The organism is Mitsuaria chitosanitabida ATCC BAA-476 = NBRC 102408, from assembly GCF_001598255.1.
GTDB classification, from domain to species: domain Bacteria; phylum Pseudomonadota; class Gammaproteobacteria; order Burkholderiales; family Burkholderiaceae_C; genus Roseateles; species Roseateles chitosanitabidus.
The window spans coordinates 32,825-52,612 of sequence record NZ_BCYP01000001.1; the positions used below are offsets into that span (position 1 = coordinate 32,825).

General features: G+C 70.0%; 19 protein-coding genes and 2 pseudogenes. 3 read left to right on the forward strand and 18 right to left on the reverse strand.

Annotated features, from left to right (window positions below):
* Positions 1 to 22: 22 nt before the first annotated feature.
* From MCHT01_RS00125 to MCHT01_RS00140, 4 genes are all read right to left on the reverse strand, one after another.
* Positions 23 to 1,537, reverse strand: a complete 1,515-nt coding sequence (locus MCHT01_RS00125) for a M48 family metalloprotease (protein ID WP_067060708.1) — start codon at positions 1,535 to 1,537, stop codon at positions 23 to 25.
* A 93-nt stretch (positions 1,538 to 1,630) separates the two neighbouring features.
* Positions 1,631 to 2,242, reverse strand: coding sequence for a UPF0149 family protein (locus MCHT01_RS00130; protein WP_067060710.1), 612 nt, complete (start codon positions 2,240 to 2,242; stop codon positions 1,631 to 1,633).
* A 64-nt stretch (positions 2,243 to 2,306) separates the two neighbouring features.
* A complete protein-coding gene (locus MCHT01_RS00135) occupies positions 2,307 to 2,549 on the reverse strand; it encodes a hypothetical protein (RefSeq protein ID WP_067060712.1) in 243 nt (80 codons plus the stop codon).
* Between the two features lie 6 nt (positions 2,550 to 2,555).
* Complete coding sequence (locus MCHT01_RS00140) at positions 2,556 to 3,479, reverse strand: DUF808 domain-containing protein (RefSeq protein ID WP_067060715.1); 924 nt, start codon at positions 3,477 to 3,479, stop codon at positions 2,556 to 2,558.
* A gap of 121 nt (positions 3,480 to 3,600) precedes the next feature.
* On the opposite strand from MCHT01_RS00140, the gene MCHT01_RS00145 reads away from it, so the two are divergent.
* Together MCHT01_RS00145 and MCHT01_RS00150 are read left to right on the forward strand one after the other, a co-directional pair.
* Complete coding sequence (locus tag MCHT01_RS00145; RefSeq protein WP_084451421.1) at positions 3,601 to 4,077, forward strand: thioredoxin family protein; 477 nt, start codon at positions 3,601 to 3,603, stop codon at positions 4,075 to 4,077.
* A 436-nt stretch (positions 4,078 to 4,513) separates the two neighbouring features.
* Positions 4,514 to 5,344 (forward strand): transposase, encoded by an 831-nt coding sequence (locus tag MCHT01_RS00150; protein WP_067060718.1) that lies wholly within the window; start codon positions 4,514 to 4,516, stop codon positions 5,342 to 5,344.
* 109 nt (positions 5,345 to 5,453) lie between these two features.
* On the opposite strand, the gene MCHT01_RS00155 is transcribed toward MCHT01_RS00150, so the two are convergent.
* The 10 genes and pseudogenes from MCHT01_RS00155 to MCHT01_RS00195 all read right to left on the reverse strand — a co-directional run.
* On the reverse strand, positions 5,454 to 5,930 hold the full coding sequence (locus tag MCHT01_RS00155) for a hypothetical protein (RefSeq protein WP_067060724.1): 477 nt from the start codon (positions 5,928 to 5,930) through the stop codon (positions 5,454 to 5,456).
* 189 nt (positions 5,931 to 6,119) lie between these two features.
* On the reverse strand, positions 6,120 to 7,493 hold the full coding sequence (gene glmU, locus MCHT01_RS00160; protein ID WP_067060729.1) for a bifunctional UDP-N-acetylglucosamine diphosphorylase/glucosamine-1-phosphate N-acetyltransferase GlmU: 1,374 nt from the start codon (positions 7,491 to 7,493) through the stop codon (positions 6,120 to 6,122).
* A gap of 140 nt (positions 7,494 to 7,633) precedes the next feature.
* Entirely contained in the window at positions 7,634 to 8,290 is a 657-nt protein-coding gene (locus tag MCHT01_RS00165) for a DUF4136 domain-containing protein (protein ID WP_067060731.1), read from the reverse strand.
* Between the two features lie 158 nt (positions 8,291 to 8,448).
* Positions 8,449 to 9,501, reverse strand: a complete 1,053-nt coding sequence (gene ttcA, locus MCHT01_RS00170; protein WP_084451423.1) for a tRNA 2-thiocytidine(32) synthetase TtcA — start codon at positions 9,499 to 9,501, stop codon at positions 8,449 to 8,451.
* 4 nt (positions 9,502 to 9,505) lie between these two features.
* The gene (locus MCHT01_RS27245) at positions 9,506 to 9,874 is read right to left on the reverse strand and encodes a dihydroneopterin aldolase (protein WP_067061234.1); all 369 of its coding nucleotides are present in this window, start codon (positions 9,872 to 9,874) and stop codon (positions 9,506 to 9,508) included.
* Between the two features lie 87 nt (positions 9,875 to 9,961).
* Positions 9,962 to 10,930 (reverse strand): annotated as a pseudogene (locus MCHT01_RS27250) (NAD(P)/FAD-dependent oxidoreductase); the annotation flags it as partial.
* 195 nt (positions 10,931 to 11,125) lie between these two features.
* The gene (locus MCHT01_RS00180; RefSeq protein WP_067060733.1) at positions 11,126 to 11,977 is read right to left on the reverse strand and encodes an APH(3') family aminoglycoside O-phosphotransferase; all 852 of its coding nucleotides are present in this window, start codon (positions 11,975 to 11,977) and stop codon (positions 11,126 to 11,128) included.
* Positions 11,974 to 12,501: a GNAT family N-acetyltransferase gene (locus MCHT01_RS00185; RefSeq protein ID WP_067060735.1), complete on the reverse strand. Its 528-nt coding sequence runs from the start codon at positions 12,499 to 12,501 to the stop codon at positions 11,974 to 11,976. Before MCHT01_RS00185 ends, MCHT01_RS00180 begins: the two co-directional genes overlap by 4 nt.
* Positions 12,502 to 12,633: 132 nt before the next feature.
* On the reverse strand, positions 12,634 to 13,281 hold the full coding sequence (locus MCHT01_RS00190) for a hypothetical protein (protein ID WP_067060736.1): 648 nt from the start codon (positions 13,279 to 13,281) through the stop codon (positions 12,634 to 12,636).
* 23 nt (positions 13,282 to 13,304) lie between these two features.
* Positions 13,305 to 13,604: pseudogene (locus MCHT01_RS00195) on the reverse strand (ferric reductase-like transmembrane domain-containing protein); the annotation flags it as partial.
* A 156-nt stretch (positions 13,605 to 13,760) separates the two neighbouring features.
* Here MCHT01_RS00195 and MCHT01_RS00200 point away from each other — a divergent pair.
* Complete coding sequence (locus MCHT01_RS00200) at positions 13,761 to 14,243, forward strand: NUDIX hydrolase (protein WP_067060740.1); 483 nt, start codon at positions 13,761 to 13,763, stop codon at positions 14,241 to 14,243.
* A 69-nt stretch (positions 14,244 to 14,312) separates the two neighbouring features.
* On the opposite strand, the gene msrQ is transcribed toward MCHT01_RS00200, so the two are convergent.
* From msrQ to MCHT01_RS00220, 4 genes are all read right to left on the reverse strand, one after another.
* Positions 14,313 to 14,981 carry a protein-methionine-sulfoxide reductase heme-binding subunit MsrQ gene (gene msrQ / locus MCHT01_RS00205; protein ID WP_084451427.1) on the reverse strand — a complete coding sequence of 223 codons (669 nt, stop codon included), beginning with the start codon at positions 14,979 to 14,981 and terminating at the stop codon, positions 14,313 to 14,315.
* A 46-nt stretch (positions 14,982 to 15,027) separates the two neighbouring features.
* The gene (gene msrP / locus MCHT01_RS00210; RefSeq protein ID WP_067060743.1) at positions 15,028 to 16,011 is read right to left on the reverse strand and encodes a protein-methionine-sulfoxide reductase catalytic subunit MsrP; all 984 of its coding nucleotides are present in this window, start codon (positions 16,009 to 16,011) and stop codon (positions 15,028 to 15,030) included.
* 177 nt (positions 16,012 to 16,188) lie between these two features.
* Positions 16,189 to 17,604 (reverse strand): c-type cytochrome biogenesis protein CcsB, encoded by a 1,416-nt coding sequence (gene ccsB / locus MCHT01_RS00215; RefSeq protein ID WP_084451429.1) that lies wholly within the window; start codon positions 17,602 to 17,604, stop codon positions 16,189 to 16,191.
* Between the two features lies 1 nt (position 17,605).
* Complete coding sequence (locus MCHT01_RS00220; RefSeq protein ID WP_067060746.1) at positions 17,606 to 19,714, reverse strand: cytochrome c biogenesis protein ResB; 2,109 nt, start codon at positions 19,712 to 19,714, stop codon at positions 17,606 to 17,608.
* Positions 19,715 to 19,788: the final 74 nt, after the last annotated feature.

Genomic DNA, 19,788 nt, shown 5'->3' on the forward strand with positions numbered 1-19,788 from the left:
GCCGAGGTGCGCGCCATCGGCGTCACTGGGCGACGACCGTCTTGACCAGTCGACCCGCGGCCGGCGCGGGTCGGGCGCCGCCGTCGCCGGCGTTGGTGCCGCCGTACTGGCCGTTGAGCAGCTTGAGCTGGGCTTCGTTCAGCACCGAGCCCTTGGCGAGCTCCGTGAAGCCGCCGGCCGGGAAGGGGCGCAGCGCGATCCTCCAGGGGCGGGCGAGCTGCCGATCCTCGGCCGTGAACGCGCGGAAGCTCTCCTCGGCCTGTGCCAGCGAGGGCCGGCGGGCCTGCAGCGTCTGGCCGTCCTTGGCCGCGTAGACCAGCGCATAGACGGCGCCCTGGGCGCTGGTGACCAGCGTGAGCTCCGCCATGCCGCGCTGGCCCTGGGCGTTGCGGCGCACGCCGCTGAAGTGCGTGGCCTTCAGGCCGTTGAGCGTCCTGGCGTCGGTGCGGCCCTGTTCGGCGCCCCAGCGCCGCAGGATCTCGTCGTGCGAGGTACCGGCCTTGGGCGGCACCGGCTGCAGGATCAGCGCGGCGTCGCGCTGCGGCGCCAGCACGGTCAGCGCGTCGCTGCCGTTCTGCAGCGTCCAGCCGGCCGGCGCGGTCAGGGCGATGTCCAGCGACGGGTGCAGGAAGCGCTGTCCGCGGACCAGGCCCTGTGCCGGGCTGTCGCCGAAGCCCATGCCCTCGATGGCCTTCAGGAAGGCGGCGCGGTTCTCGTCGACCGGCTTGCCGCCCGTCAGCATCGCCGCCTCGTCCCGGATGCGCTGCAGGCGCTGGTCGTTGCTCGGGTGCGACGCGAGCCAGTGGTTGCCGCCGCCGGCCGGGCGGCCTTGCGCGCGCGCCTGGTCATTGGCGTACTGCTCCTGGTCCTTCAGCACCTGGATCACGTCCACCATGTGGCGCGGGTCGTACTGGTTGCGGGCCAGGTACTCGGCGCCGAGCTCGTCGGCTTGCAGTTCCTGCTCGCGGCTGTAGGAGGCGATGTAGCCCGCCGCCGCGTTCTGGGACAGCTGCCCCGCGAGGTTGGTCGCGCCGTCCATGCCGCGCGACTCGAGCACCGCGCCCAGCACCGTGGCCGCCAGCACGCCGAAGCCGGCGTTCTGCTGCTGGGTCGCGCGCTGCGCGCCGTGCCGCGCGGTGACGTGGCCGATCTCATGGCCCATCACGCCGGCCAGGTCGGCCTCGTTCTCCATGTAGGCCAGGATGCCGCGGGTCACGTAGACGTAGCCGCCGGGCAGCGCGAAGGCGTTCACCTCCGGGCTGTCCAGCACGGTGAAGTGCCAGTCGAGCTCCGCCCGGTGCGACTGCGCCGCCAGCTTGCGGCCCAGCGCGGTGACGTAGGCCTGCAGGCGCGGGTCGTCGACCGGCGTGTACTCCTTGAGCACGTCCTGATGCGCCTTGCGGCCGGTCTCCACCTCCTGCTGCAGGCTCATCGCGCTGCGCTCGGTGCGACCGGTGACCGGGTTGACGACGTTGGTGCCGCAACCGGCCACCAGCAGGGACGCCGCGAGCGCGGCCAGCATGAACTTGCGCGACATCGCGGCGGAACTCCGTTCGGTGGGCTCGGGGGGGCGGTGCACGGGCCGCGCCGGGCGGCCCCGGGGGGGAGGCTCGGTCGGCCTCGGACGGTCTCAGTCGGCCTGTTGGCGCAGCGTCCAGAGCGTGAGCACGCCCTCGGGGACCTCGCGGCTGAGCGCGTCGCGCCAGTGCAGATCGGTGAGCTTCTCCTGCTCCTCGGCGCTGAGCTGGCTCTCATCGCCGCCCAGCAGCGCGATCGGCGCCAGCGCGGCCGCGGTCTTCACGTGCTCGAACAGCGGGCTCCAGGCGTCGGCGTCCTGGTCGACACCGATCATGAAGCCGGTGCACCAGTCCTCGGCGTCGACCAGCTGCTGCTCGCCGTCCTCGGCGACGCTGAAGATGGGCTCCCACTCGTCCTGCTTGGACGTCCACTGCACCGCCAGGCTGTGCACGTGGCGCAGCAGCAGCAGCGCGACCTTCTTGCGCTGCTTGCCGCTGGGGAAGGGATCGCCGCCGCCCCAGATCGGGCTCATCCACTCGGCGCCGGGCTTGTCGGCCAGCGCGAGCGGGCTCAGCAGCTGCGCGCTGAGGTAGCCGTCCAGCGCCTCGATGTTCATCGCGGCGTCGTTGTCCAGCTCGGACAGCAGGTCGTCCAGGTCCGACAGCTCGTCGTCGGTCAGGGGGTGATACGTGGCCTTGTCGGGCTGGTACTGCGGGAGGTCCATGTCGGTTCCTGGATATTCGGTCGGGCGGGCGTTCGGGGGATCGCGGGAGAAATGCGAGCGGGGCTCAGCCGTGGCGGCCGTGACGGCTCTTGGGCTTGCGGCCGTCCATGTCGGTCAGCTGCGTCTTGAGCAGCGCCATCAGGACGCGGGCATTGGCCTCGGTCATGACGAGCAGGGTGCTGGGCTCGATGCCGTCCACCGGCTCGCGTTCCCTGACCAGGGCGTCCACCTTGAAGGTCACCAGGCCGCTGGTGCTCGAATTCGAGGCGGCCTTGAACTTCTGGACTTCGATGTGATGCGTCTTCATGGGGCGTCATTCTCGGCGATGCCGCAGCCGCTGGATACCGGTCACCACGGCTACCACGACGGCGCCCGCCAGGATGCCGACCACGGCGTCGGCCAGCACCTGGACCACGGTCTGGGCGAAGCCGCCCACGCCCAGGGCCTGGACGAGGTGCTCGATCGCGTGATGCAGGAAGGGCGCGCCATGGGTCAGGATGCCGCCGCCGACCAGGAACATCGCCGCCGTGCCCGCCACCGACAGCGCCTTCATCAGCCAGGGCGCCAGCCACAGCAGGCCGCGGCCGAAGGCCTGCTGCCAGGCGGCGGCGCGGCGGCTCAGCCACAGGCCGGCGTCGTCGATCTTCACGATGCCGGCGACCAGGCCGTACACGCCGATGGTCATCAGCACGGCGATGCCGGCCAGCACCATCAGCCGCGTCGTGAAGGGCGCGTCGGCGACGGTGCCCAGGGTGATCGCGATGATCTCGGCCGACAGGATGAAGTCGGTGCGGATGGCGCCCTTGATCTTGTCGCGCTCCAGCGCCACCAGGTCCACCGACGGGTCCTGCATCGCGCGGTGCAGGGCCTGCTCGTGGGCGTCCTCGCCGCTGTCGTCGGCGCCGTGCAGCCACTTGTGGGCCAGCTTCTCGACGCCCTCGAAGCACAGGTAGGCGCCGCCCACCATCAGCAGCGGGGTCACCAGCCAGGGCGCCCAGGCGCTGATGGCCAGCGCGGCGGGGACCAGGATGGCCTTGTTGACCATGGAGCCCTTGAACACGCCCCAGACGACGGGGAGCTCGCGCTCGGCGCTGACGCCGGTGACCTGCTGCGCGTTGAGCGCCAGGTCGTCGCCCAGCACCCCCGTGGTCTTCTTGGCGGCCATCTTGGAAAGCAGCGCCACGTCGTCCAGGACGGTGGTGATGTCGTCGAGCAATGCGAGCAGGCTGGAGGCCATGGCGTGAAGATCCCGTTCCCTGAATGTGGATGTTGTGCGAAACCCGCCTTTGTACCCGATGGCGCGCGCCCCGCGCCCTGACCTGCGGCAGGGGATTGGCGGCGATGGCACACTCCCGCGCATGAAACGCCGCACCGCCTCCTTCCTGATCGCCGCCGCGCTCTCCGCGGTGTCCCTGCCACCCGCGCTGGCCGCCGGTGAGGGCCCCGGCCCCTACGACGAGCAGGCCGACGCCCGCGCCGACATCAACAACGCGGTCGCCCGCGCCTCGCGCGAGGGCAAGCAGGTGCTGGTGGTCTACGGCGCCAACTGGTGCAAGGACTGCCTGGCGCTGAGCAAGGGCTTCGGGCAGGGGCATCTGGCGACGGAAGTGGATCGCCGCTTCGTGACCGTCAAGATCAACGTCGGCCGCTTCGACAAGAACGTCGATGTCGCCAACCAGATGGGCGTGACGCTGAAGAAGGGCATCCCGACCGTGGCGGTGCTGGGCGGCGATGGCCAGGTGCTGGGCACGACCAAGGGCGGCGAATTGGCCGATGCGCGCAACATGGGCGAGGACGCCGTGCTGCACGTGCTGGGGTCGATGGGCAAGAGCTGATCGGGCTCGCCGTCGCGCTCCGTCATGGGCCCCTCGGGGCCCTTTTGCTTGGGAGGCGCTCGGCACGCGAAGACCCTCACCCCAACCCTCTCCCGCGCAGCGGGAGAGGGGGCCGCCCGGAGGGGTTCGCGGAAGGGGCGCTCGACGGGCTTGCGGGCAAGCTGGCGCGGGGTGTTCCCGGGATGGATGCCCAGGCAGGGGATGCGGTGGCGGGAAGCGGCGGGGTTCCAGGTTTTGCTGTTGACACCTGACCCTCGATAGCCTTGGCGCTATCGCGTAGCGGCCCCGCGCCGGGGCCGAGCGTGGCGCCGACGGCACGGGTCTCGCTCACGTGACGGCGGGACGCCCCGCGTTCAGGGGTCAAGTCTTGCCGGGGACTGTGGACGAGGGCTTGGCCGCCTTGTCTTTTGTGCGGTCTTCGCCTAATTTTGCAGACATGGCCAGGCCGCTTCGCATCGAGTTTCCCGGCGCCGTCTATCACGTGGCGACCCGCGGGGACGCACCCATCTTCGCCGACGACGAAGACCGTCATGTGCTGCTCGACCTGATCGAGCAGGCCGCCCAGCGCTTCGACGCGCAGGTGCTGGCCTACGGCTTGGGGCGCGATCATTACGAGCTGCTGCTGTTCACGCGCCAGGCCAATCTCTCGCGCCTGATGCGCCACCTCAACGGCGTCTACACGCAGGCGCACAACCGCCGGCACGGCCAGACGGGCCACGTCTTCCAGGGCCGCTTCAAGGCGGTGCTGGTGGATCGCGAGCACCTGCTGCTGGACGCCTGTCGCTATGTCGAATTGATCGGACGTCGTTCGGGACTGGCCTCGTCACCGATGGCCTGGAAATGGACCAGCCTGCAGGCCCACGCCGGCCAGGTGACCGCGCCGGACTGGCTGGAGGTCGAGGGCTTGTGGACCAACGTGCTGGGGCGCGTGCCGCAGAACGCGGCGGACCGGCGCAAGGCCGCGCAGCGCTACCAGGCGATCGTGGAGTCGGAGCCCGATCTCGACATCTGGGGGCAGCTGCGGCAGCAGATCTTCCTGGGCGATGCCTCCTTCGTGCAGCGCACCGTGCGGCTGAGCGAGCACCCGCCACGGTCTCCACGGCTGCGCCGCTGGGGCGAGTGGCTCAAGAGCAGCGGCAGCCGCGAGGAGGCGCTCTATCGCGCCCACACCGAGGGCGGGCAGTCGATGACGGCACTGGCCGAGGAGCTGGGGCTCTCCGTTTCCCGCGTGAGTCGGCTCATCGCCGGCCACGAACGCCAACGCTGAGACCTTCGGGTGCCGGGAGGCGCCCGCTCCTGGGCGCGAATGCGCCACGTGGCCCCGTGACGGCCACTCTTCGAGACAAGAGAAAGGCGACCCGATCGGGTCGCCGGGGTCAATGCAGCGCGCGGGCGGGCGCGGCGGGGCAGGGGGCGACGCCTTCGTCGAGCTCCGCGGCCTCGTTCCAGGCGGCGGTGGTGAGCTCGCGGGCGGCGCCCAGCTGGTGGCAGAGCTCGGCGACCCCCAGGCCGTCGGCTTCGCCTTCGGGCAGCGGCATCGCGTTGATCTCGGCGGGGAGGTCGGCCAGCGCGCCCAGCAACTCGAACAGCAGTTCCAGATCCGGCGCGCCGTCGGCGGTCTGCTGCTGGCGCGCGAGCCCCAGGCTGCGGCAGAGGTAGAAGCAGGCTTCGGCGGCTTGGTCGCTCATCGCGTGGGACAGGGCCAGTTGCTCCAGCGCCTCGCTGCGGGCGGCCTGGGCGGCCGGATCCGCGGAGGTGTCCCGCAGCGCGTCCAGCGTCGCGGACGCCGGCGCGACGATCGCGTCGTCTTCCGTCGGCAGCGGCAGGGAGGATGCGGGTTTCTGGATCGCCATGATTCAGCGGGGCTTCGACAACAGGGCGGATGCTAGTGACCACCGGGCAAACGCGCCTCCCACGGTTCGGGGGGAGCGCCGGCCCCGTCGGACATGGGCCTTCCGGACTGCGTGAACTTGTCACGAGGCGTGACACGAAGCCCGCAGCTTACGGGCTTTCCCCCTGACCGTGCCAGCTTTGTGGCGGGATCACTTCTTTTTCTGGGGACGCGACCAGCCGGAAATCACGATCTGTCGGCCCCGCGCCACGGCCAGCTGGCCGGGAGCGACGTCCTTGGTGAGGGTCGAACCGCCGCCCACGGTGGCGCCGTCGCCGATCGTGATCGGGGCCACCAGCACGCAGTTGGAGCCCACGTGCACGTCCGCGCCGATGATCGTGCGGTGCTTGTTGGCGCCGTCGTAGTTGGCGGTGATGCTGCCGGCGCCGTAGTTGACGCGCTCGCCCACGGTCGCGTCGCCCAGGTAGGCCAGGTGGTTGGCCTTGGCGCCCTTGGCCAGCGTCGAGTTCTTCACCTCGACGAAGTTGCCGATGTGGACTTCCGCGCCCAGTTGGGCACCCGGACGCAGGCGGGCGAAGGGGCCGATCAGCGCGCCCTCGCCGACGCTGGCGCCGAGCGCCTCGCCGTCGATGTGGGTGAACTCGTGGATGCGCGCCTCGGCGCCGATGGTGACGTTGCGGATCACGCAGTTGGCGCCGATGCGCACGCCGTCGCCCAGGGTGACCTCACCCTCGAAGACGCAGTTGACGTCGATCTCGACGTCCTGGCCGCAGCGCAGCGTGCCGCGCAGGTCGAAGCGGGCCGGATCGGCCAGCCGAACGCCGGCGGTCATCAGGGCCTCGGCCTGCGCCAGCTGGTGGCGGCGCTCCAGCTGCGCCAGCTGCGACGGGCTGTTGACGCCCAGCACCTCGGTCTCGTCCGCGGTCTTCACGCCGACCACGGGGACGCCCTCGGCCACGGCCATCGCGACGATGTCGGTCAGGTAGTACTCGCGCTGGGCGTTGTCGTTGTTCAGCTGGCCGACCCAGCGCTTCAGCGCCTCGGTCGGCGCGGCCATGATGCCGGTGTAGCACTCGCGGATGCGGCGCTGCTCGTCGCTGGCGTCCTTGTGCTCGACGATCGCCTTGACCGCCTCGCCCTCGCGCACGATGCGGCCGTAGCCGGTCGGGTCGGCGTATTCGATGGTCAGCAGCACCAGCTTGTCGCCGGCGCAGGCCTCGACCAGGGCGCGCGTCGTGGCGGTGCTGATCAACGGGGTGTCGCCGCTCAGGATCAGCGTGGTGCCGCCGGCGTTCAGCGCCGGGACGGTCTGCTGGATCGCGTGGCCGGTGCCGAGCTGCGGCTCCTGGCGCACGAAGCGGATGCCGTCGCCGGCGATGGCGGCCTCGACCTGGTCGGCCCCATGGCCGGTGATCACGATGCGAGCATCGGCGTGCAGCGCGGCGGTGTTGTCCAGCACGTGACGGACCAGCGCGCGGCCGGCCAGCTTCTGCAGCACCTTGGGCAGGCGGGACTTCATGCGGGTGCCCTTGCCCGCGGCCATGACGACGATGTTGAGCGACATAAGAAGAATCGCGGTTCCCTGGTGGAGAGACCGCGATTATCGGGGGGCCGGATGTCGGCCGGCCAGGCCGCCCGGTGAGGGCTTGCAACAGCGCCGGCGACGGCGTCGGAGATCCGACGCGCCGCCGGCCCGTCAGCGCGTCACTTGGACGCGGTGGGCGCCGTGCCCGGCAGCTGCACACTGACGCGATGCGGCTCGGGGCGGGTCTGCGGGAAGTCCGTCATCGAGGCCTCGAACAGCGCGCCGATCAGGTCCTCGCCGCCTTCGGTGAAGCCGTCGTTGCTGGCGCGGGCCTCGTACAGCGGCTCGTTGGTCTTGCGGTCGCGGATGAGCAGCGCGACCTCGCGGTCATAGCGGCGCTCCATCATCGGGTCCATCGGATAGGCGTAGCCCCAGCGGCTGTAGTACGGGCGCCAGGCCGGGCCGTAGCGCCACGAGAAGTAGCTGCCGTTCCAGCGCCACCACATCGGGTCGTCCCAGGCGGCGTAGCCGGTGCGGGTCACGCGGGCGCCCAGCGACACCACGACGTCGGCGGTCTTGGCGTCGGACGATTCGGTGAAGCCGGCCTTCTGCAGCGCGCCGCGGGCGGCCTGCTCGAGCGAGGTCTGCGCGGCTTCCTGGCGCTGCTGCGAGGGCAGGCGCTCGAAGGCGAAGGAGCCCGGCTGCCGGCCCGCCGGCCAGCTGCCGAAGGTCTGCGCGTCCGCGGTGACGGTGTTGAGCGAGGCGCAGGCGGTGAGCGACAGCAACGCCGCCGCGCCCAGGCTGACGAGGGCCAGTCGACGATTCAAGGTGAACATACAGACCTCCGAAGTGATCGGGCCCTCACACGGTTGCGCTCGGGCCCGGTGGGACGATTGTGACCCTGTCGGTGGAGGCTTGTCTGTGAGCGCGGCGTAAGCCGCGCGTTTCAGTTCGATGAGGCCGCGATCACGGGGCGATTCGCGGCCCCGGGCGATCAGCGCTCGGCGGAATCCGCCGCCGAGTAGGCCTCGCCCGCGTCGTCGACCGGCGCCGGGATGGCCGGGGCGGCGGCGGTCTGGCCGGGACGCACCAGCTGGATCGTCGCCGCGGGGGCGGGCGTGCCGCACTGCTCGTCCTCGTCGAAGGCGATGTCGCCGTCGGCGACCGGGGCGCCGGTGGCCTTGATGGTCTGGAACGGGAAGCGCTCGCGATCCATCATGTGCGAGGTCACGATGTTGCCCATCGCGGTGAACATGTTGTCCACGCGGCCCGGGAAGCGCTTGTCCCAGTCCTGCAGCATGGCCTTGACGGTGGCGCGCTGCAGGTTGGGCTGGCTGCCGCAGAGGTTGCACGGAATGATGGGGAACTCGCGATGCTCGGCCCATTGCTCGAGGTCGGATTCCTTGACGTAGGCCAGCGGGCGGATCACGACGTTCTTGCCGTCGTCGCTGACCAGCTTGGCCGGCATGCCCTTCATGCGGCTGCCGAAGAACATGTTCAGCATCAGCGTGGTGACGATGTCGTCGCGGTGGTGGCCCAGCGCGATCTTGGTCGCGCCCAGCTCGCCCGCCACGCGATACAGGATGCCGCGGCGCAGGCGCGAGCACAGCGAGCAGGTCGTCTTGCCCTCGGGCACCAGTCGCTTGACGATGGAGTAGGTGTCCTGCTCCTCGATGTGGAAGTCCACGCCGCGCGACTTCAGATACGCGGGGAGGATGTCCTCGGGGAAGCCGGGCTGCTTCTGGTCGAGGTTGACCGCGACGATGTCGAACTTGATCGGGGCGCGGTCGCGCAGGTTGATCAGGATGTCCAGCAGCGAATAGCTGTCCTTGCCGCCGGACACGCAGACCATGACCTTGTCGCCGTCCTCGATCATGTTGAAGTCGCCGATGGCCTGGCCGACCTGGCGGTGCAGGCGCTTGGACAGCTTGTTCATCTCGTGCGCGTGCTTCTTGGCGGCGGCATCGGCGGCCTGGGCGGCGGCCTGCTCCGGCGAGAGCGTCGCGGCGATGGTGGCGGAGTCTTGGATCGGGGTTTCGGTCGTCATGGGGTCACCATTGGCCGCATTCGGCGGAGATCGCGACTTGGCAGTCGGGGAAGATTTCGAGCTTGGTCACCTTGATGCGCACGCCCACCACGCCGGCCAGCTTCATGAGCCGGACGCAGAGCTTGCCCAGCAGGGCCTCGAGCAGATCGGTGTGTTCGGCGGTGCACTCGTCGATGATGATGGTGCGCACGCGGCGGTAGTCCAGCACGTGGCCGATGTCGGCATCGCGCGAGACGATGGTCTGGGCGCCGAGATTGACCTCGGCGTCGACCTGGATGGGTTGCGGTCCTTCGCGCTCGAAGTCGAGCACGCCGAGATTCGCGCCGAAGCGCAGCCCGTTGATGTGGATGACCTGGCGGTTGTTGCGGCGCAGCGCGGGCGGGGGTTGCGACTCGCGCAGCGGGCGCAGGAAGGCCTCGATCTGCTTGGCCGCGACCACGCCGTCGCCCAGCGCGGTCTGCACGCAGGGGTGCTGGCGGCCGCTGGCGTCGCCGGCGACGAACAGGCCCAGCACGCCGAAGCGCGGCTCGTCGCGGAAGGGCTGTGAGGGGGCGGTGACGCCGGCCCGCTGCAGCGCGTCGGAGACCGTCAGCCAGGCCGAGGGTTCGGGCTCGTAGCCCAGCAGCACGGCGACGTGATCGAAGCGCTCGTCGCCGTGGGCCTTGGACGTGACCGTGACGCCGGCCGCGTCGGCGGCGAGGGCGGTCGGCAGCGTCTGCGCGGGGCGACGGCTCAGCGCGGGGGCGCTGTCCAGCTGCTGGATCAGGTGGCTCTGCGCGCGCCAGTCGGAGCGCGACCAGAGCGTGACCTGATGGCCGCGCTCGGAGAGGTACAGGGCGTTCTCGATGGCGTTGTCACCACCGCCCAGCAGCAGCACCCGGCCGGGCGCGAGCCGCTCGCGGCGCGAGGTCAGCTCCAGCGCGTCCATCACGCGCTCGTGGCGCTGCTCGGGATAGAGCGGCGCCGGATGGCGCGGCGTCAGCCCGGTGGCGAGCAGCAGCGAGCGGGCTCGCAGCGGCTGGCGGCCGGCCGCCGCGGCAGGCGTGTCGCCGTCACCGGACTGGCCACCGTCGCCGTCGAGATAGAGCGTCCAGCCCGCGTCGGCCTGCCAGTCGAGATGATCGAGCGACCGGCCCAGCAGCGTGTGCACGCCGGGGAGCGCCTGGGTGTGGGCGGCGTAGTGGTCGCCCAGGGAGGCCAGCGTCTCGCCCGGGGCGCCGAGCAGCCAATCCTGGCGGTAGGTCAGCGACTGCAGGCTGCCGCACAGGCGCGGGGCGCGCTCGATCAGCGCGACGCTCAGCCCCAGTTGCGCCAGCCAGCTGGCGGCGCTGCAGCCGGCCGGACCGCCGCCGATGATGGCGGCGTCGACCACGGGCGGGAGGGCCTGCGGCGGGGTCTGCGAAGCGGCGATGACCTGGGCGTCGGACATGGGGAAGCGGTCGAGGACGGACGGAGCGGCGGAGCGGATCTTCGGGGGCCAGGCCAACGACGGCAGGCAAGCGCCCGCCGGGCCTGGACCTGAGGCGCCGGATCGGTGTTCGGGGGGAAACCCGCGATTATCCCGGATCGCCCGCGCGGGTGCCTTTCCGGCGCCATGAAACCCCGGGAGGATCCGCCGAAAGTCTCAGAAGCATTCGTCCAACAGCAGGTGGAAGTCCAGCTTGCGGGTGTCCGGCGTGTCGAGGCCGTAGGCAGTGAAGAAGGCGTCGCGCAAGTCGCCGTCGAACTCGTCGAGGCAGTTGGCGAGGATCGCCAGGTCCCGATAGCGGTCGGCGATGCCGGCGCGGCCCAGGTCGATCACGCCGGTCACCGCGAGGGCACCGCCTTCGTCGGCTTCCATCAGGAGGTTGTCGAGCGAGAAGTCGCCGTGGCTGACGACGGGATCCTCGGCCAGCGGCAGCAGGGCGTTCAGCGCGTCCCACACCTGCTCGGGCGACCAGCCTTGGCGCTCGTCGTCGAAGTCGTCGGCGTCGATCAGGCCCGCCTCGAGGCGACGTCGCGCGTGATCGAGTTGCAGCCCGTGGCCCGCGTTGAACGGGCAGGTCGCGCTGGGGAGCTCATGCAGCCGCCGCAGGAACCGGCCGATGGCGGCGGCGATCTCGGGCGCGCGTTCGGGGTGGTCCGCGAGCCATTCATAGGTGGTGCGGCCGGGCAGGGTGCGGGTGAGCAGCCAGCAGCGGTCGGCCGTCGCCTCGAAGTGCAGCAGCGCCGGCACCGGCCAGCGATCCTGCAGCCATTGCAGCCGGGCGAACTCCTCCGCGATCGCGACGGCCGCGTCGCCGTCGCCATGCTTGAGATGGCGATCCGGCTCGCCCGCGCGATGGAGCCGGTGCACGCTCGCTCCGGCCTCGCCGACCAGGTTGCGGTGCCAGTCGACACCCACCAGCCGGGTCGCGAGCGAGGGCGGCAGGTCCGGCGCGAGGGACGGGATCTCTCGCGGCGAGTGGTCGCCGTCGTGATCGAGGGTGTCGTTCATGTGCGTCGTCCCGGCGCATGGCATTCGAAGTGCAGCATGTCGAGCCACTGCCCCTGGATCTCGATGCTGCGGGTCGACCGGCCGAACTGCTGGAAGCCGCTGAGCTCGAGCACCCGGATCGAACCGGGATTCCCGGCATGGGCCTTGGCCTCGATGCGCAGCAGGCCGAGCTCGTTGAAGGCCTTGTCGAGCATCAGCCTCACGGCCGTCTTCGCGTAGCCCTTGCCGTTCTCGGCCTCGGCGATGCGGTAGCCCAGTTCGCACGAGTGGTAGTGCTTGCGCTTGACCTGGATCAGGTTGATGCGGCCGACCAGCGTGCCCGCGACGTCGCGCATCAGGAACTGATAGCCGGTGTCGGCGGCGGCCTCGCGCTGCGCGGCGGCGATGGCGGCTTCGACGCCGCCGTCTTCATAGAACGCCCCGGGACGGCCGTTGATGCGTGACTCGAAGAAGGCGCGGTTGTCGAACTCGAAGCGGCGCAGGTCCGCGAGATCGTGATCAGAGACGGGATGCAGGCTGAGCATGGAGGACGAGCATAGCTGCGGGCGCCACCCGGCGTTCCGCGGCGGGCGGGGTATTGGCCGCGACGCGGATGAGACCCGCCGACCGCAATCGCGCCGCGCACGGTTGCCGCCGGCCGACGCTGGGCGGCGAGCTCAGCCCTGGCGATCCTGCATCCGCAGGAACCGGTCTTGCGGGTCGCTGCCAAGATCCCAGGGGATCACGCCGAAGTGCTCTTCCAGCAGCATCTCCAGCAGTCGGATCGTCAACCAGTATTCGGGAATGCCATCGTCCTTGTCATCGAGGTACAGGATCTTCTCGCGCTCGTCCTCGGGAATCTCTTCGTCTTCCTCGTCGTAGAAGAAGTTGGCGGACAGCCAAGGGGCTTCCAGAGGAAGGGGCGCACCGCTCTCGCTCAAGGGCGGCAGCGACGGGACGTCCGTGGTCTGGAGGCGTCGGCGCACGACTTGCCCCTGCTTGACGATCGCATAGCCAAAGGTGCCGCCGCTGTCGTAGCGGCAGAACGCGATGAAGAGATCCGGGGCGCCGAGTTGGCGATGGAGGGCGCTGGCATCGGCGTCGGCCCTCTCCAGGAGCGGCCACACCAGGTCATTGTTCGTGATGACGCAGACATCTCCAGAGAACTGGACCAGCAGGTCGTGATGGAGACGTGGATCGAATGGCCACGGATTCTTCCGATCCAGTTCCTCGGCGCGTTCACCCGTGAGACGTTCGGCGAGCGCAATCGGCTCGTCGGTGAGGGCTGATCGCTTGAGGACCAGCCCGGCTTGCGCATAACCCATGTTCTTCTCTCCCTAAATGTGCGTCAGCGTCTCAAGCGCTTCCACCCCCGCCATCCAAGCAGGGTCGCGAGTATCGCCCCGTACACGATCGGCCCGGCGAAACTGTTCTTCCCCGCGTGCATCCAGATGAAGTGCATCAGACCGATGACCGAGATCGCGTAGACCAGCTTATGCAGCAGCTGCCACTTGGGCGCGCCCAGCGCCTTGATGGCTCGGTTGAACGAGGTCGCGGCCAGCGGCACCAGCAGCACCCACGCGGTGAAGCCCATCAGGATGAAGGGACGCTTGCCGATGTCGCGCAGGATCTCGGGCAGGTCCAGTCCCTTGAGCGGCGCAGGTCCGCGAGATCGTGATCAGAGACGGGATGCAGGCTGAGCATGGGGGACGAGCATAGCCGTGGACGAGACTCCTCCCCCGCGCCTCGATGCCGGGGAGCCTCCGAGCCGTTCGCTCTGTCGGGGCCGCGCACAATCGCCGGCATGACCACCGTTCCGATCGATCTGACCGTGCTTCGTCCGCGGCCTTCCGCACGCTTGCTCGTCCTGGATCCGGACGGGCGACTGCTGCTGTTCCGCTTCGTCCACCGGACGGGGCCGATGGCGGGGCAGGACTTCTGGGCGACACCGGGTGGTGGTCTCGAGGCCGGCGAGACCTTCGAGCAGGCGGCGATCCGCGAGCTGCGCGAGGAGACCGGCATCGTCGGCACCGAGGTCGGCGCCTCGGTGCTGAGACGTGACTTCGAGCTCGGCCTGCCGGACGGGGAACGGGTGTGGGCTCAGGAGGAGTTCTTCGTCGTGCGCGCCACGGGCGATGCGCTGTCCCGCGAGGGCTGGACGGCGCTGGAGCGTGAGGTGATGGCCGACCACCACTGGTGGACCGAGGACGAACTGGCCACGACCAGCGCGACGGTGTGGCCGCAGGATCTGCCCGGCGTGTTGCGGCGAGCGGGCGACTGGGGCTGAGCTGGCGCGGCGCCGCCGGCCCGTCGCGCCGAGGCGCGCATCGCGGAGACGGCGCGCGCCGTCAGCCGTTCAGCGCCGCAGCCGCTTCCAGATCCGCCATCCCAGCAGCACCGCCAGGATTCCGCCGTAGACGATGGGCTCGGCGAAGTTGTTCTTCCCCGCGCGCATCCAGATGAAGTGCATCAGGCCGATGACCGAGATCGCGTAGACCAGCTTGTGCAGCAGCTGCCACTTGGGCGCGCCCAACGCCTTGATGGCCCGGTTGAACGAGGTCGCGGCCAGCGGCACCAGCAGCACCCACGCGGTGAAGCCCATCAGAATGAAGGGACGCTTGCCGATGTCGCGCAGGATCTCGGGCAGGTCCAGTCCCTTGTCCAGCCAGCCGTAGGCCAGCAGGTGCAGGCTCGCGTAGAAGAACGCGAACAGCCCCAGCATCCGCCGGAAGCGCGCCAGCGTCGGCTGGTTCGTCCAGGTCCGCAGCGGCGTCACCGCCAGCGTGATCCACAGGAAGCGCAGCGCCCAGTCCCCGAGGCCGCGGATCAGCGTCTCCGCCGGATTGGCGCCCAGCAGGTCCGCGAAGGCCCCGTAGACGTACCAGCCCAGCGGCACCAGGCACAGCAGGAAGAGCACGACCTTGGCCGCCGGATGCAGCAAGGGATGCCGTCGGGCCGGCGCGCGGCGCGGCGCGGCCGGGGCCGCCGTCGAGGCGGTGGCGGTGGAGCTCGGTGTGGAGGTCATCGGCGTCTGCGGTGGCGTCGGACGAGGGGCGGGCGGCGGTGGCCGTTCAGAAGTTCTTCTTCAGGTCCATGCCGGCGTACAGCTGCCCGACCTGGGCCTCGTAGCCGTTGAACATCAGCGTCTGGCGGCGCTTGGCGAAGAGCCCGTCCTCGCCGATGCGACGCTCGGTGGCCTGGCTCCAGCGCGGGTGGTCGACCTGCGGGTTCACGTTGGAATAGAAACCGTATTCCTGCTGCGCCGCCTTGGTCCAGCTGCTCGTCGGCTGCTTCTCGACGAAGCGGATCTTGACGATGGACTTGGCCGACTTGAAACCGTACTTCCAGGGCACCACCAGCCGCAGCGGCGCGCCGTTCTGGTTGGGGAGCACCTCACCATACAGGCCGAAGGCCATCAGCGTCAGCGGGTGCATGGCCTCGTCGATGCGCAGGCCCTCGACGTAGGGCCAGTCCAGCACGTTGGAGCGCACGCCCGGCATCTGCGCCTTGTCGGCCAGTGTCGTGAACTCGACGTACTTGGCCTTGCCGGTCGGCTCCGCCTTCTTCAGCAGCTCCCCCAGCGAGTACCCCACCCACGGGATCACCATGGACCAGCCCTCGACGCAGCGCAGCCGGTAGACGCGCTCCTCCATCGCCGCGACCTTGAGCAGGTCGTCCAGGCCGTAGCGGCCGGGCTTGGCGCATTCGCCCTCAATCACCACTGACCAGGGCCGCGGCTTGAGCGTGTGCGCGTTCTCCGCGGGGGCGCCCTTGTCGGTGCCGAACTCGTAGAAGTTGTTGTAGCTGGTGACGTCCTTGTAGGCCGTCAGCTTCTCCATCACCGTGGCGCCCGCGACGCTGCTGCGCGCGCCCGGCAGCTTGGGCAGCTTGCCCGGTCCGGCGGTCTGGGCCCGGGCCTCGCCGTTCAGGCCGAGACCGACCAGCCCCAGCGCGCCCGCGCCCTTGAGCCAGTCACGACGGCTGTCGTAGACCTCGCGCGAGGTGATCTCGGAGGAGAGGATGCGCTGGCCGTGGCGCTGGCGATGGAAGTGCATGGCGGACCTTGGGGGGAAGGAAGGTTCGCACCTTACGCCCGAGTCCGCGGGAAATCATGAGAGACCGCTTAAGTCCCGCGAAACCTACCTCGATGAGGGGGGGACTGCGCCGATCGGGGGAGCGGCCCGCCGACGCCCTCCCGGGGCGACGGGCCGTCCGTCCTCGGATCGACCGGATCAGAGCGTGCCGTACGAGTGCAGGCCCGACAGGAACATGTTCACGCCCAGGAAGGCGAAGGTCGTGACCACCAGGCCGATCAGCGCCCACCAGGCGCCGACCACGCCGCGCAGGCCCTTCATCAGCCGCATGTGCAGCCAGGCCGCGTAGTTCAGCCAGACGATCAGCGCCCAGGTCTCCTTCGGGTCCCAGCTCCAGTAGCCGCCCCAGGCCTCGGCCGCCCAGAAGGCCCCCAGGATGGTGGCGATCGTGAAGAAGGCGAAGCCCAGCGCGATCGCCTTGTACATGAGGTCGTCCAGCACGGGCAGCGCCGGCAGGCGCGCCGTCAGCGGCTTGCGCAGCGCCACGCTCAGCGCCAGGAACACGGCCAGCCCGGCCATCTTGCCGGCCCATCCGTCCAGGCCGGCGACGGTCTCCGCCGGCAGCGTCGCGCCGACACGGAAGGCCAGCAGCACCGCCACCAGACCGACCGGCACGCCGATCAGGCCGATCGCCAGCGCGCGCGGCGAGGCCGTCTTGAGCAGCGTCGCCAGGGCCACCATCGCGGCCATCGCGAAGCTGCCGTAGCCGATGAAGTTGGCCGGGACGTGGATCTTCATCCACCAGCTCTGCAGCGCGGGCACCAGCGGCTGGATCTCGTGCGCGTCACGCGCCAGCGCGTACCAGGACAGGAAGCCCACCGCCGCGCTGACCACCAGCATCACGTAGGCGCCGAGCGCGCGCGTCTTGAAGCGCTGCTCGTAGTAGAGGTACATCAGCGTGGTCAGCCACGTGAACAGCACGAAGACCTCGTACAGGTTGCTCACGGGGATGTGGCCGATGTCGGGCGCGATCTGGTGGCTCTCGAACCAGCGCACCATGGTGCCGATCAGCGCCATGCCCACCGCGCCCCAGGCCAGGCGCGAGCCGATCGCCTCGGCGGCGCTGTGGCCCGCGTCCTTCTGCAGGAAGCCCAGCCAGTAGAACAGCGTGCTCATCCAGACCAGCACGCTCATCCACAGGATCGCGCTCTGGCTGGACAGCAGGTACTTGAGCAGGAAGACCTTCTCGCCGGCCGCGAGGTCGGCGCCGAAGTCGTCGGTCTGGCGCAGGTAGAGCTGGATCGCCAGCAGCGAGGCCGCGCCCACGATGAGCGTCAGCGGCCGCAGCGGCCGCCAGAACCAGCCCAGCGCGATCAGCGCAGGGGCCGCGCAGGCCAGGATGCCCTTCTCGTAGACGTCCATGGACGCGTGATAGCGGCTGAAGGCGAAGCCCGCGCCCAGCAGCACGAGCACCGCGAAGACCCAGTCGAAGCGGTCACGGACCTGGAAGTAGCCGCGCCTGCCGATGTCCAGCGTGCGGGTGGCCGTGGGGACGCCGGCCGCCGTGGGCAGCGCGCCCGGCGTCAGCGTGGAATCGGGGGAGAGGGTGGTCATGTCAGGCTTCCTCGTGCAGCAGCCGCTGCTTGAGCGCATCGAACTCGGCGGGCAGGTCGGGGGTCTCGCGATTGCTGGTCAGGGCCATGCGCACGCGCGTCTGTTCGGTTCGGCCGGGGGCCGCCTCCAGCCACAGCCAGAGCCGGCGATCCTTGATGTAGAGCATCGCAAACACGCCGATGATCAGCAACACGGCGCCCAGATAGACCAGCATCCGGCCGGGGGTGCGAGTCACCTGGAAGACACTGGCCTGCACCTGCTGGAAGTCCTGCAGCTGCAGCAGCGCCGGCGCCGGGTAGAACATCGAGTCCGACAGCGACAGCACCGCCTGCGTCATGAAGGCCTGCGTCTGCTCGCCGGGCGTGGGCACCGGGCGGCCCAGCTGCTCCTGGGCCAGCTTGTGCAGCTCGAACAGCGAGCCGTTGAGGATGCGCAGCAGCACTTCGGAGACGCGGGCCCGCTCGGGCGCCGGCACTTCGCGCTCGATGAACTGCGACAGCGCCGGCAGGCCGCCGACCGCGGCGTCCTTGGCCGGGGCGTCCGCCTTCAGGCCCTCGGCGCCGGCGAACAGCGTCAGCGTGCGCAGGGCCGTGGCTTCCAGCTGCGCTTGCATCTGTGGCCGGTCCGCCGGCGTCGCGCCCAGCGCGTAATGCTTGGCGGCGCGCAGGCGCTGGGCCGGATCGGCCAGCGCGCGGCGCAGGGCCAGCCAGCTGTCGATCGAGTCCTTGTCGTCGGCCGGGACGCGCAGGTAGCGGAAGTTGTCCGCCGGCGTGTCGCGCACGCCCAGCAGGATCACGCGGTGGCCGTCCAGCTCCACGGGGAGCATGTAGTTGTTGTACTCGCGCGCCTGGCCGCTGGCGTCGCGCAGCTTGTAGCTGAACGAGGGGCCGACGTTGCGCAGCGACTTGTCGCCCGGGCCCTTGGCGCCCGAGCCCAGGTGCTGCTCCAGCCGGCCGACCAGGTCGACCTTGCGCACGTCGGTCGCGCCCTCGGGCTTGCCGAAGTTCTCGACGTTGATGACGCGCAGGCCACTGAACTCCAGGCCGTAGATCTCGCCGCCATCGCCCTTGAGCGAGGCCGAGCCGCCGACGCGGCCGTCCATGTCGCTGTCCTGCGCCGACTGCAGCGGCCGCAGCTTGAGCTTGAGCATCGAGCCGCCGTCCTCGAAGCTGCTCTGGTACAGCGTCAGGCCGTGGTACGTGAAGGGCTCGTTGACCTTGACGGTCGCCGTCGTCGTGGTGCCGTCGCGGTCGTGGATGACGATGTCGCTCGCGAACAGCTTGGGCATGCCGGTCGCGTAGTACTCGACGATGAACTTCTTGAGCTCGACCTCGAACGGGAGCTGCTGCACCACCACGCCGGTGGGCATGGTCAGCAGCGCCGACGCGGAGCGGCTGCCCTCGGGCACGAACAGGTTGGCGCGGAAGCTGGGGTTGGACGGGCCGATGCGGTTCACGTCGGTCATCTCGTTCAGGTCGGCGCCCTGGTAGATCTGCTTGCCCTGGGCCCACATGACGACGCGGCTGACCAGGTCGCCGTCGAACAGACCGCCCAGGCAGATCAGCACGATGGCCGAGTGCGCCGCGAGGTAGCCGATCTTGTGGCCCGCGCCCTTGCGCGCGCCGATCATGACGCCGCCGGTGCGCACCTGCGCGCGGGCCTTCCAGCCCTCGGCCGCCAGCCAGGCGCTGGTCTGACCCAGGGCCGCTTCCGGGTTCATGTGCAGGTAGCCCAGCGCCTTGTGCGGGAAGGCCTGGATGGACTGCTCCCGCATCGTCTCCTTGAAGGTCTTCAGGTCGCGCAGGATCTTGGGCGTGTGGCGCGCGATGCACAGGCTGGTCGACACGACCAGGAAGCCCAGCATCAGCAGGAACCACCACGCGCCGTAGACCGTGTACAGGCCGACCTTGCCGAACAGCTCCGCCCAGAAGGGACCGAACTGGTTGACGTAGTTCGTCATCGGCTGCTGCTGCTGCACGACGGTGCCGATCACCGAGGCGATGCAGATGACGGTCAGCAGCGCGATGGCGAAGCGCATCGAGGCCAGCAGCTCCATCGCGTCGTCCAGGGCGGCGCGGGCGGAGATTCGGGCGGGGGACTTCTCGGACATGGCGGGGATTCTCTGTCGCGCGGGTGACGGTTCGGGCGATGCGCGGCGTCGAGCGAAGTAACCGTCAATGACAA